A 12,072-nucleotide genomic window follows, 5' to 3' on the forward strand; every position below is an offset into this window, starting at 1 on the left:
TACCTAACAAAAATTAGGAGGCCTTGTTTATAGAATCTTTCTTACACATAAAAACATAAGAGAGAAGACAAGATAAGTAAAAAAGTAAAAAAGTAAGAAAGTAAGGAGAGAAAGTATGCAGCTTGCGAAAATGAGCTCCAAAGGACAAGTCACGATTCCAAAGCCAGTAAGGGAGTCATTAGGACTTAAACAAGGCGATAATATACTGTTTGTGTGTGAGGAAGGCAAGATCATGATAGAAAAAGTGGATGTAGTCAGCCTCATTCTTCAGGAGAGAGGCATGTAGTCTATCGCAGAATCAGTTGCCTTTAGTTTTTAAAAGGAGTTTACATATGTCAAATTCGTTATTGGATATTTTAGATCAAACTTTTGAGCAAATGTCAGATATATCTATTCTATTTGAAGTTGTTAACGGGCGTTTTAAATTTTTCAAAGCAAATAAGGCTGCGTACAAAGCTGGTTTTCAAGAGGAGCGCTACGGAAAATTTATTGAAGAGGTTCTCCCGGCTCAATATGCATCAACACTCAATGACATGTTTCGGCAAGCATTGATTTCCGGTCAATCCATACGATACGAAGAACCCCTTCCTACTACCGCAGGCAGGCTCCTAGGGGATATTGTGATCAGCCCTATTTTCAATGATGCAGGAATCGGTACACATATTGTAGGAATCGGAAGAGACATTACAAAACGGAAGCAATACGAGGAGGAGCTAATTCGTACAAAAGCCTTTCTGGAGTCCTTTCTGGCCAGCACAACGGATGGAATTCTCGTTATCGATACCAATCAGAATATTATCCGCATCAATCATGGATTTACCGAACTGTTTGGCTGGAAGGAAGACGAAACGATTGGATTGCTTTTTGATCATTTGGGGCTGATCCCTGAGGGGTATGAGGCAGAGCACCAGGACTTATCGAAAGAGCTACTACAAGGAAGAAATATCCCCTCTCATCGAAGCTTGCGAAAACGAAAGGACGGTAGTTTGGTTTATGTTAGCGCGTCCTATTCTGCCCTCAAGGGACAAAATGGAGAAATTATTGGTTTAATTGGAACTTATCGGGATATCACAGAACAAATGGAAAAAGAGTATGCATTAGAAGAGAGTAGACAACGGTATCAATCACTTGTGAATTACCATCCCGATGCAGTATTTCAGTTTGATTTGAATGGTCGTTTTACCAATGCAAATCAAGGGACAGAAAAAGTAACCGGGTATCCTTTAGAAGAACTTATGCATCGTTCATTTGCTTTCTTAATCACGCCTGATACATTGGCAACCACAATGGAGCATTTTCAGGCCGCTGTACGAGGAGAAACAAGAAGTTATGCCTGCGTCATTTATAACAAAAGAGGAGAACGTGTAGAAGTTGAAGTGATTAATGTGCCCATCATCGTCAATGGAGCGATTATAGGCGTATTTGGTGTTGCCAAAAATATTACCGAACAAAAGAGACTTCAAAATGAACTGGTACAAACAAAGGAAACATTAGAATCCTTTTTTAACGGGACAGTGGATGCTATTGACATTCACGATTTGGACCAACGTGTCTCAGACGTGAATCCTGCCTTTGAATCCATGTATGGTTATACAGAGAATGAAGTTCGCGGAGAAAAGCTTTCTATACTCGTTCCTGAAGAGGGGATGGAATCAGAAAAGCTGTTTCAGAGCGTATTAGACGGAACAGCAATCTATGGGTTGGAAGTTGTTCGCCGCCGTAAAGATGGCAGTCATATCGATGTCAGCCTTAGTCTCTCCCCAATCCGAAATGCGGAAGGTGAAATTACATCCGTTGCGGCAATCACACGGGATATTAGTGAGAAGAAGCAGGCAGAACGACGGATGCGGGAAAGTGAAGAAAAGTATCGATTAATTGCGGAAAATATGACCGATCTCATCGCTCTGCTTGATGCAGATGCCACGGTTTTATATAGCTCTCCTTCTCATCAAACCGTGTTGGGGATTGAAGTACAAGAGAATAAATTGTTCCCCTCTCAACTCATTCATAAGGAGGATGCTGAAAGGGTACTAGAACAGTTTCATCATGTTGTGGAAACACAAGAACAAGGTTGGATTGAATACCGTGTGAAGCATGGAGAGGGTTATTTTGTCTGGCTTGACACGAAATTGACGCCTTTGTTAGATGAGCATGGAGAATTTCAGCATGTTCTTTGTGTGTCAAGGGACATTACAGAACGAAAACAACAGGAAGCTCAATTAGAGAAAATGGCTTTCTATGATTATTTAACCGGTGCTGCCAATCGCCGTTTATTTATGGAACGCCTCCATCATACAATCAATCAGGCAAAGCACAGCCAGGAATTATTTGCGGTGATGTGCTTGGATTTTGACCGCTTTAAATGGGTGAATGATACATTGGGACATGATGTAGGCGATGAGCTGTTGATCCAGTTTGTGAAGCGGGTACAAACATACCTCCGCAAGGATGATACGTTAGCACGATTGGGCGGGGATGAATTTGCTATTTTGTTACCGGGGGTTTCTTCCCCGGAAGAGGCAGGAATCGTTGCGCAACAAATTTTACAAGTTCTGCAGGAGCCGTGGAAGATTCAAGGGCATGAATTTGTCACAACCTCTTCCATCGGTATTGGAATGTATCCAATTTGCGGGGAAGATATTCCCGCATTAATGAAGCATGCGGATCAAGCCCTGTATAATGCAAAACATTCAGGTAGAAACAATTACCAGCTTTGCGGTCATGAAATCGCAACACCTCCATTTGATTCCAATGTCTCGTTTAGGAATAACATCAAAAGAGCGATTCGTAACAATGAATTTTATCTAGCTTACCAACCAAAATTTAATCTTTCCACGAAGCGGATTGAATCCATTGAAGCCTTAATTCGTTGGGAGCATCCCACAAAGGGATTGATCGCTCCAAATGAATTTATCCCCCGTGCCGAGGAACTGGATTTAATTGTTCCTATTACAAACTGGCTGCTGAAACAGGTCGGCATGCAGATGAAGAAATGGGAATCTCTTGGCTTTCGCAAGATTCCCGTATCGGTTAACATCTCGGCAAAGCATATTGAGAAAGGGACCCTAACCAAGGATATAACAACTGTGTTCAAAGTACTAGGAGTAGATCCTCAATATTTAATAGTAGAGGTAACAGAAAGCACCATGCTCCATAATATAGATAAAACCAATCAGACCATTGACACCCTAAGGGAGATCGGTGTGAAAATTGCCATCGATGATTTTGGAATTGGCTTTTCCTCTTTATCATACTTAGTTAAATTACAGGTTGATATCTTGAAATTGGACAAATCATTTACCCAGGATTTAACAAATCAAAGAAGCGCTTTCCTGGTTCAGGCCATTATTGCTACTGCACATAACCTAGATTTATATGTAGTAGCTGAAGGGATTGAAACAGAAGAGCAGCGCCAGCTTCTTACTCAATATGGATGCGATGTTGGTCAGGGCTATTTATTTAGTAAACCCCTTACCAGTGACCAACTAGAAAAAATATTTCTAAATGAAGGGCATGAACATTCTCTTCGTTAGCTAATTAAGATAAAAGCCAACCAAAAGGTTGGCTTCTGTTTTTCTATACAATCTAAGCAAAGAGATTAAAAAATTTCTGTAATTTAACATAACATCCAAGACTAAGAAGTTATTCTTCGGTATCAAAATCTAATTACCATTCTTTTCAATAGATGTAATTTGTATCTCTTGAGGAAAGCCCTTAATCCCCTCAAAGCCAGAAGATTCAAAAAAACAACTCGACGCTTCAAAAATTCAAGTTATCCTTTATTCCCGCTATATCAAGAATCCCAAGAAAAACCATCTTTGATAAAATTAATGACATTTCTCTCGGAGATTGTACCATTCCACTCTCTAACCATTTCTGTATCACTCCAAGATAAGCAGAAATGAAAAATGAGGTAAAATACTCAACAGGAACGAGCATCTTCTCTGCTTTTAACTGTTTTACTAGCTTTTCAAGCATATTCTCTCTCATCACTTCTTTAAGCTTGACTTGAAATGCCGGGTCGCCCTTTGGGCCTAATATTACCTTGATAAAGTCCGCATGCTCCTCTAAATATTCAAAGAGCTTAACCACGAACGGCAAGGGCTCATTTTTCAGATGATGGGTAAAAGCGGTTATTGGATCGAGCTGCTTTGCAAAGCTTTGTATTCCTTGAATAAGCTCAGCTTCACTTTGCTCCAATAAATCGTATTTATCACGATAATGAAGATAAAATGTCCCGCGATTGATATTGGCTTTCGCGGTTAGATCTCTCACTGTAATCCCCTCAAAGCCTTTCTCCTTAATAAGCTCTGTAAGCGCATCCCGAATCATTCTTTTTGTTCGAAGTACTCTTTTATCTACTGCTTGATCTGACATTTTCACACAGCCTTTTCACAATTTTTTTTTCTAATAATGAACAATATATATATTTGTGTTCCATACTGAACACTCTTGGAGGCATTGTTGATTGCTTTTCTCTATAAGCATATTATAATGAACACAGTGATCACTAATCAACATCATGTCCATTTACAAGCTGATTATTATACAAATTAAGGAGGGTCCGTATGAAAATATTAAAGGATAGACTGATTGTATTGTTACCCTTGATCATATTGGCTGTTGTTTTCATTTTTTGTCTTACAATGGTCCCGTCAGTAAATCCAACTCCTAAAAATCTGCCGATTGCAATCGTCAATGAAGACAACGGATTGGAACTGCCTAACCAAACAAAACTCAATATGGGTCAGACGATTGTGGAAAATATGAAGAGTGCATTAAAAGCGCAATCAGGAGAAGAGCCTGCAATAAAGTGGATCGAGGTAAAAAGCTATGCAGAGGTACAAAATGGATTAAATAATCAAGAATATTACGCAGCCCTTGTCATTCCGAGAGATTTCAGCCAAAAGCAGGCTTCTCTTCAAACTGCAAATCCTTCTTCACCAAAGGTGCAAATATTGGTGAATCAAGGCATGAATACTGCAGCATCCAACATGGCAGGGCAAATGCTGAATACTGTAGTTGACAATATGAATGCCAACATGCGTACACAGCTACTGGCAGGCTTTGAGAAGCTTGGGAAAACCTTGACTCCGCAACAGGCAGCTGCTTTAGTTTCACCGGTTACAAAAGAAGTGAGAAACATCCATGAAACGGGTACACATAGCGCAAACGGGAATGCACCCGTATCATTATTCCAACCACTTTGGATGGCAAGCATCGTTGGAGCAGCTATTGCCTTTATAGTAATGAACAAGCTAGTTTTCACAAATCGAGCAGAAGCGTTCTTTGCGAGGATCATACAAGTGCTGATCGGTGCCATACTTGCCTTAGTCACTGGGTTTGGTATGTCCTGGATCACTGATGGATTGATCGGGCTCCATATCCCTCAATTTACAGATACAGCTTTCTTTCTAGCCATTACGTATTTCTGCTTTTTCTTAATGATCTCTGCCGTTCTTTCATGGATTGGCTTTAAAGGAATGCCCATTTTTGTTCTCATTCTTTTCTTTGGAGCACCGCTTTTGGCGATGGCACCGGAGTTTATGTCCACCTTCTACCGTGAATGGGTTTACTCCTGGTTACCGATGCGTTTTATGGTGGCGGGCCTCCGCGAATTATTTTTCTTTGGAAAAGGATTAAGCTTGAACGAGTCTACCTCTGTTTTGTTGGAAATTGGTGCAGGCAGCCTTGTCGTATTATTGTCTTCCGTACTAAAACCAGCTGCGAAACAAGAACTGGCGGAGAAGGCTCAATCAAGCATGTAGACAATCGAAAAGCCCTAACTGCCAAAAAGCGCGGTTAGGGCTTTTTTGTTTATTTACTCGTGCTGGCTTCCTGATAGGTTACCGTACTATTCACCACTTTTTTTGTTCTTACGAATCCTTCTCACAACAAACAAAGCTGCTGCTCCTCCCGCTCCAAGCAAAAGCAGCGCAGGCGAGTTACCAATTACAAATACAAGCAAGCCTTGCGCACCATTTGAAATTCCCGTCACACTCTTTTTAAAGGCCGCTCCAATTCTCTCTCCAAGCGTCGAGGCGTTGGGCGTAAGTGACCGGACCTCCGTAAGCTCAATCCGGACTGTACTGTAATCAACGAGGGAATCATACTTTTTCAGCGTTGTTGTCAAATTTTCAATTTCATAACGTACAGATGCGAGCTCCTTTTCAATTTCTATAACATCCTTAAGTGAGCCTGTTTGCTTGAGCAATTCAAGAAGTCTTTCCTCTTGGGTTTTCAGCGATTTTAATCGGGCTTCCGTGTCAAAATATTGATCGGTCACGTCCTCTGTCATAATTTGCTTAGAGACGATATTTCCAATATTACCGGCTTCCTTCAAGTAATCGTCCAGCTTGTTTGCTGGAATGCGAATCGTATATGAAGCAGACCGCGCAGAGCTGCTATTTTCTCCTGCGGATACTCCCGAAACGCTGCTACTCTCCACATAGCCGCCAAACTTTCCTGCAGATGCTTCAATCTTGCTGATTGAGGCAGCAAATTCGGTTGTTTCCATACGCACTTCGACGTTTTTAATAAGCTTTCGATTTTCCGCAACAGATGGCGTATCCGTTGCTGGTGCGGCCGTATCCGCTTGCTGCTCCGCCGTTTCCTTCGCCTTTGGTGCGGCATCTTGCATTTTTGCAGCTCCAGACGACATTGACATCTCTGTGCTGCCTTTCTCTTCAGCGTTAGAACAGCCCGTGAACAGCGCTATGACAAAACATAGCACTGCGAAAAGCCTTTGAATGCTCTTTCTATTCATATGAATCCCCCTCTTCTTATCTCTGAAGCGGAAATGCAAAACGCCATTCCCCTTGCTTTCCAAAAAGCTTTGTAATTTCAACTTCCAGCTCAAAGGATGAAGGCAGCTGCTTATTGTTAAGAACAGAAATAGTCCCGCGAACGAATTCTCCTGCCTGGGTCTCATGAATTTCATAGTTCAGTTCATTACCATCTGCATACAATTGCAAATTCGTTTTTTCAATTGCCGGCGCATTTGCTTCATGATCTATCGGAACTTCGTACGTAATCTCTAGACGATCCTCATCATAAAGAACCTCTTTAATTTGCAGCGCTTTGATTTCCTGTACCTCTGCTTTCTTTTGTTTTAACGCGCTCTGCGGCGCCTGATCAGCCTGCGACATCTCAGTGGAAAACGATGTATTTTCCATCTCATCCATTTGCGAGAACAAAAAAAGTGATGAAAGAATGGCTGCACCTATAGAAACCATTGTCCCCTTATACCGCCGCTTTCTCTTCCCCCGCTTTTCCGCCTCTGCTTTGTTCACCGCACTATATAATACTCGCTGCAGTTCATCGGCCGGGATTTCTATATTCTCGATGTCCTCCTTAAATTTATGAAAGTCCTCACTCATTGATGCACCCCTCCTTTACCTCAAGCCTAAGCTGCTGAAGAGCGCGATGAAGATTCGATTTCACCGTACCTTCAGGAATTCCTAATATGTCTGCAATTTCAGCAACGGTTAAATCTTGATAATATCGTAAAATAATGATAGTTTTATGGCGCTCGTTTAGCTTATCAATTGCATCATACAAATCCATCTTGTCATCTATCCCTATTTCCCTTGCCGGCACCTTGCTGGACAGATCCAGCTCTAGCGGAATGACCTTTTGCTTCTTTTTTAAAAGATCGAGCGCGCTATGAATCAGAATTCTCGTGAGCCATGTGGTGAAATATCTTGGATCTCGAATCGTTGCAACCGAGGTAAAGGCTTTATAAATCGTCTCCTGCACAATATCAAGTGCATCATCCTGATTTTTCACATATAAAAAAGCTGTTCGATACAGCCTTGCCTGCTCTGCTTCAATCAACTGCAGAAATGCTTGCTTATTTCCTTTTTTTGCTTTCTTTACGAGCTGCTCCGCATCCATCCTACCCCTCCTATTCGCGGACTATGTATGGCATTCTTTCATTAGACGTTTGATACCTGTATTTCGTTCCAATTTATTTTATAATTTATAAATACCTTCTTCGGCTGTTAAACAATACGAATAAAGATATATTGGAGAGGATGAATCATCATGACTGAAAAAGAAAAAATTAATGTGTGAATTGGCGGCAGGGCTGCCATTAATCCTGGAATAACAATCGGAGATAACGTTGTCATCGCTTCCGGTGCCGTCGTAACAAAGGATGTACCTGACAATGTCGCAGTTGGGGGAAATCCGGCTAAAATACTAAAGGTCATTAAATTATAAAACCGTCGTGTTTCAAATTTTTTTCACCATAGCTTTTAAATTCATACATATTTTTATACAAATAACAAACCATAAAAAAAGGAGAAAAAGCAAACACTCGCTCTTTCTCCTCTAGACATTAAGCTGGCTGCTGCAGCTTTTCATTTTTACGGCTTTTTTGATTCTTGAAGTAACCTACTCCTAATACAAGGGCTGTTACAGCTGCTAGAATCAAGTACGCAATCACTCCGTGCGGGATTTCCACTAATTCATTTAAGCTTCTGTCCTTTAGAATCATCTCACCAGCAGTCCATGATAAAATCCCTGCACCGGCATAGGCGATCCATGAGTAACGCTCCATCGCTTTTACAATTGCTTTGGAACCAAAAATCATAATTGGAATACTAATGATGACACCAAGGGCAATCATGCCAATATGACCGTGGGCAGCCCCAGCGACGGCAATTACATTGTCCAAACTCATGACCGCATCAGCAATGATAATTGTTTGAATCGACTTCATCAATCCATTATGGGATTTAATGTTCGCTTCTTCTTCCCCTTCAACCAGTACCTTGTAAGCAATCCAAAGCAGCAATGCTCCTCCTACAAGGTTCACATAAGGAATTTGCAGCAAATATACTATGATTGCTGCAAAAGCAATCCGCAGCACAACCGCTCCCGCAGTTCCCCAGAAAATCGCTTTTGCTTGCTGCTCCTTCGGCAGATTTCTTGTTGCCATCGCAATTACGACCGCATTGTCCCCAGATAGAATAATATCAATAGCAATAATTTTGAGTAAAGCAATTAACGCACCTGAAGAAACGATCGCACCTAAAACGGGAAATACATATTCCATACAATACTGCCTGGCTACTAAAATCACATGAAATCTAGAATAATAGATTGCAGGGCAATCTCCGAACCAGGAAAAGAGACATACTGCAGCGCTTCTCACACCATTTTATGAAAAATGCCTTCTGAGAGGCGTCATGAGCAGCAAACAATGTTACAATAGGCCGCTTGCCGCTAAGATTTTATAACCAGGAATCACACCTCCTGTAATCAACAACTCTGGTTCACTGATTGCCTTATGCCTACCCTATAGGCATCCTCTAGACCGCACTGCTTGTCCGGTACACAGACGAATCTAAAAAGTAGTTCTTTTGACCTTATTCATTATAGCATAACTTATGACGATTTTGTGTATAAGATTTTGGAAAGCACAAAGAAAAACATCGGCGTCACCTGCGCAATGTTCGGGTGTGTTCTATCTCACCCAAACCATGCATAGTAGCGCCCATGCTTAAGCCATTCACAGCAGCTCTAGCCGTCACTTTCATTTTGGCTCTCCATAAACCGAAGCAGCCCCTCCGGATTCCTACTCCCGATTAGCAATTCCTCTCCATCCGCAAACCGCAGCTTTAGGCCACGCTTGCTGCCCATTATATAAGCCCAGCCCTTAGCCGGTACCCATCTTAATCCCAGACCACCATACGACAGCAGATGATAACTGACAACTTCAATTTCTATGACCTTTGTATACGGAATGTATCGCGACTTAAGGGGGGGAAAATGAACCGTAATGCCATCCTGATCTGCTTGCGTGACAAGTCTCATCGTTAAGAAAAAGAGCGGCAGCGCTAAACCTAGCAGGCCCCCCATCCAAAGCTCCGCATTACTCGCCGGCTTATCCCCAAATGAGCTTCCAAAAAACACCTGTTGAATCAGTCCATACCATATAAATCCGCTTACTAATATGATAGGCATGCACATATACCACGGCATATATTGAACTTCTTGATATGTTTGCTTCATTCCTTCCCACCTCCTTCCTGCTCAACTCCCAGAAAAGCAGAATGAACAAAATTTGATACATCCGACTTCAGTTTTCCTTCATTCTACCATACCGTCCAAGCGGACAAAGAGAATTTCACCGCCAATTCAAAATACAATTCCAGACAAATCGAATTTCCATAAAAATATGGTAAACAAAATCAACAATCTATGCTATAATGATAAAAAACAAGTGCGTATTTCGGAGGAGCCTGTCACCATGGGATAACTATGTCCTATGGTGACAGGCTCTTTTTGTGTTTTTTTTGAAATACTTGCACACGATATACCATAGAGAAAGGCGGGAATATATATGTTGGTATTTCAACTTGCAATTATTTTGCTTGCCTCCAAAATTGCTGGAGACATAAGCGTAAGATTAGGACAGCCTTCCGTTCTTGGAAAGCTCCTCATCGGTATTGTGCTTGGGCCGTCTGTATTAGGACTTGTTCACGATACAGAAATATTAGAGGAGCTCAGTCAAATCGGTGTTATCCTATTGATGTTTATCGCCGGATTGGAAACAGATATGGATGAATTCAAACGTACGGGGAAAGCATCCTCTCTTGTAGGAATTGGCGGAATTATTGTTCCTCTTCTTTTAGGCTATGTATCAGGAATGATTTTAAATTTGTCTTCCATAGAATCCTGGTTTTTAGGATTGCTGCTGTCAGCAACAAGCGTGAGCATTTCTGTACAGGCTCTTAAGGAGATGAATCAGTTAAAATCCCGTGAAGGAGCAACGATTTTAGGTGCCGCTGTCATTGATGATGTTGTCGTCATTATTGCGCTGGCATTTTTGATGAGTATGGCCGGCGGAGATGTTCATTTAGGAACAATCATTTTGAAGAAGATCGTATTCTTTGCAGCGGCAATTCTTATAGGATGGAAAATTGTTCCTTGGCTTCTTAAACAGTTCGCACCGCTGCGGGTGACTGAAGCTGTCATTTCTGCTGCTTTAATTATTTGCTTTATGTATGCGTACTTGGCAGAGTATGCAGGGGTAGCAGCAATTATCGGTGCATATATTGCCGGGGTTTCCATCAGTGTAACAACCTACAAGCATGAGATTTTTGAAAAGGTAGAAACAATTAGCTATTCTATTTTTGTGCCGGTGTTTTTTACATCCATCGGTGTGAGTGCACAATTTTCCGGAATTCTAGAAAACATCGGCTTAATTCTTTCATTAAGCATTGTAGCCATTGTAACAAAGCTAGTTGGTGCGTCGTTAGGCGCAAAAGCCTCCGGGTTCGGCTGGAGAAGCTCGTTAGGCATCGGAGCGGCTATGGTGTCGCGCGGTGAAGTAGCGTTAATTATCTCAGCCATTGGACTCGAGAGCAATCTGCTCAGTCAAGAGCTGTTCGCAGTTATTGTTGTCGTTGTTCTTGTGACAACGATCGTAACACCGCCAATGATGAAGTTGCTGTTTACACAGCAGAAGCAATTAAAGGGTGCTGCTGCAACGGATTCGCAGCACTAAACAAACTGTAACAAGAAAAGGCCAGTCTCCTGCTGAGCTGAAGGAGACTGGCTTTTTCACAGACATCTATATTGCTTTAGGATTACTTAGACGTTCGTCGATAACGATATTGCAGCCACTGATATCGAATGAAGCAGCCAATGCAAAAGCCTAAAATCGCTATAAAAGCAGCCAACGCCACCATCGCAGTAAAAATATAGGCTGCAATCATCCAATGGGCTAAGTAGCTAACAAGCCCAATCGTCAAACATACTACTGCAATCTTTTGATTGAATTGCTGCTGCTCCCAATCCTCTGGAATATACTCAGAGGGTGATTTACGTAAAAAGAGCCTAGCAAACCGCATCACCGGATTGAAATGAAAAATTAGACCCATTAGCCCGGCTATAAGCGGCAACGCAAGCAACCATGCCTGTCCAGAAACCCAGGTAGCCAGTACACTCACTACGAGAAACCATTGGTTCGTTCGGACAAGAGGACGAGGAATGGAGCGAATTTCTTCCTTCATCATAATTCACACCTTTTATATAAAAGTATGTGAATGAGAGTGCTCT

Annotated in this window: 11 protein-coding genes and 1 pseudogene; 5 read left to right on the plus strand and 7 right to left on the minus strand. The window is 41.7% G+C overall.

From position 1 onward, the window contains the following. The first annotated feature begins 115 nt into the window (after positions 1–115). Positions 116–286 (plus strand): AbrB/MazE/SpoVT family DNA-binding domain-containing protein, encoded by a 171-nt coding sequence (locus AC6HZ4_RS19395; protein ID WP_497491342.1) that lies wholly within the window; start codon positions 116–118, stop codon positions 284–286. 46 nt (positions 287–332) lie between these two features. Continuing rightward, the gene (locus AC6HZ4_RS19400; protein WP_497491343.1) at positions 333–3,533 is read left to right on the plus strand and encodes a sensor domain-containing protein; all 3,201 of its coding nucleotides are present in this window, start codon (positions 333–335) and stop codon (positions 3,531–3,533) included. 226 nt (positions 3,534–3,759) lie between these two features. Here AC6HZ4_RS19400 and AC6HZ4_RS19405 read toward each other — a convergent pair whose 3' ends face one another. Continuing rightward, positions 3,760–4,377, minus strand: coding sequence for a TetR/AcrR family transcriptional regulator (locus tag AC6HZ4_RS19405; RefSeq protein WP_497491344.1), 618 nt, complete (start codon positions 4,375–4,377; stop codon positions 3,760–3,762). A gap of 197 nt (positions 4,378–4,574) precedes the next feature. Between AC6HZ4_RS19405 and AC6HZ4_RS19410 the strand changes: the two genes are divergently transcribed. Continuing rightward, positions 4,575–5,768, plus strand: coding sequence for a YhgE/Pip domain-containing protein (locus AC6HZ4_RS19410; RefSeq protein WP_497495779.1), 1,194 nt, complete (start codon positions 4,575–4,577; stop codon positions 5,766–5,768). Positions 5,769–5,854: 86 nt separating this feature from the next. Here AC6HZ4_RS19410 and AC6HZ4_RS19415 read toward each other — a convergent pair whose 3' ends face one another. Genes AC6HZ4_RS19415 through AC6HZ4_RS19425 form a run of 3 tightly spaced genes read right to left on the minus strand, consistent with a single transcriptional unit; the run spans position 5,855 to position 7,896 of the window. Beyond that, positions 5,855–6,766: a DUF4349 domain-containing protein gene (locus tag AC6HZ4_RS19415; protein ID WP_497491345.1), complete on the minus strand. Its 912-nt coding sequence runs from the start codon at positions 6,764–6,766 to the stop codon at positions 5,855–5,857. 16 nt (positions 6,767–6,782) lie between these two features. Then, the gene (locus AC6HZ4_RS19420; RefSeq protein ID WP_497491346.1) at positions 6,783–7,379 is read right to left on the minus strand and encodes a hypothetical protein; all 597 of its coding nucleotides are present in this window, start codon (positions 7,377–7,379) and stop codon (positions 6,783–6,785) included. Beyond that, complete coding sequence (locus AC6HZ4_RS19425) at positions 7,372–7,896, minus strand: sigma-70 family RNA polymerase sigma factor (protein ID WP_497491347.1); 525 nt, start codon at positions 7,894–7,896, stop codon at positions 7,372–7,374. Before AC6HZ4_RS19425 ends, AC6HZ4_RS19420 begins: the two co-directional genes overlap by 8 nt. A gap of 180 nt (positions 7,897–8,076) precedes the next feature. Between AC6HZ4_RS19425 and AC6HZ4_RS19430 the strand changes: the two are divergent. Then, a pseudogene (locus tag AC6HZ4_RS19430) lies at positions 8,077–8,223 on the plus strand (DapH/DapD/GlmU-related protein); the annotation flags it as partial. 118 nt (positions 8,224–8,341) lie between these two features. Here the strand turns inward: AC6HZ4_RS19430 and AC6HZ4_RS19435 are convergent. Together AC6HZ4_RS19435 and AC6HZ4_RS19440 are read right to left on the minus strand one after the other, a co-directional pair. Continuing rightward, positions 8,342–9,061 (minus strand): TerC family protein, encoded by a 720-nt coding sequence (locus AC6HZ4_RS19435; RefSeq protein WP_497491348.1) that lies wholly within the window; start codon positions 9,059–9,061, stop codon positions 8,342–8,344. Positions 9,062–9,528: 467 nt separating this feature from the next. After that, on the minus strand, positions 9,529–10,020 hold the full coding sequence (locus tag AC6HZ4_RS19440; RefSeq protein WP_497491349.1) for a DUF6141 family protein: 492 nt from the start codon (positions 10,018–10,020) through the stop codon (positions 9,529–9,531). 331 nt (positions 10,021–10,351) lie between these two features. On the opposite strand from AC6HZ4_RS19440, the gene AC6HZ4_RS19445 reads away from it, so the two are divergent. After that, the gene (locus AC6HZ4_RS19445) at positions 10,352–11,518 is read left to right on the plus strand and encodes a cation:proton antiporter (RefSeq protein WP_497491350.1); all 1,167 of its coding nucleotides are present in this window, start codon (positions 10,352–10,354) and stop codon (positions 11,516–11,518) included. 82 nt (positions 11,519–11,600) lie between these two features. On the opposite strand, the gene AC6HZ4_RS19450 is transcribed toward AC6HZ4_RS19445, so the two are convergent. Further along, positions 11,601–12,026: a DUF4395 domain-containing protein gene (locus AC6HZ4_RS19450; RefSeq protein WP_497495780.1), complete on the minus strand. Its 426-nt coding sequence runs from the start codon at positions 12,024–12,026 to the stop codon at positions 11,601–11,603. Positions 12,027–12,072 lie beyond the last annotated feature (46 nt).

This window comes from Ectobacillus sp. OTK, from assembly GCF_059698935.1.

Coding starts and splice junctions, on each gene's coding strand:
- AC6HZ4_RS19425 (WP_497491347.1), bottom strand. CDS start 7,896: ATGGATGCGGAGCAGCTCGTAAAGAAAGCAAAAAAAGGAAATAAGCAA.
- AC6HZ4_RS19395 (WP_497491342.1), top strand. CDS start 116: ATGCAGCTTGCGAAAATGAGCTCCAAAGGACAAGTCACGATTCCAAAG.
- AC6HZ4_RS19415 (WP_497491345.1), bottom strand. CDS start 6,766: ATGAATAGAAAGAGCATTCAAAGGCTTTTCGCAGTGCTATGTTTTGTC.
- AC6HZ4_RS19405 (WP_497491344.1), bottom strand. CDS start 4,377: ATGTCAGATCAAGCAGTAGATAAAAGAGTACTTCGAACAAAAAGAATG.
- AC6HZ4_RS19435 (WP_497491348.1), bottom strand. CDS start 9,061: ATGGAATATGTATTTCCCGTTTTAGGTGCGATCGTTTCTTCAGGTGCG.
- AC6HZ4_RS19400 (WP_497491343.1), top strand. CDS start 333: ATGTCAAATTCGTTATTGGATATTTTAGATCAAACTTTTGAGCAAATG.
- AC6HZ4_RS19440 (WP_497491349.1), bottom strand. CDS start 10,020: ATGAAGCAAACATATCAAGAAGTTCAATATATGCCGTGGTATATGTGC.
- AC6HZ4_RS19445 (WP_497491350.1), top strand. CDS start 10,352: ATGTTGGTATTTCAACTTGCAATTATTTTGCTTGCCTCCAAAATTGCT.
- AC6HZ4_RS19420 (WP_497491346.1), bottom strand. CDS start 7,379: ATGAGTGAGGACTTTCATAAATTTAAGGAGGACATCGAGAATATAGAA.
- AC6HZ4_RS19450 (WP_497495780.1), bottom strand. CDS start 12,026: ATGAAGGAAGAAATTCGCTCCATTCCTCGTCCTCTTGTCCGAACGAAC.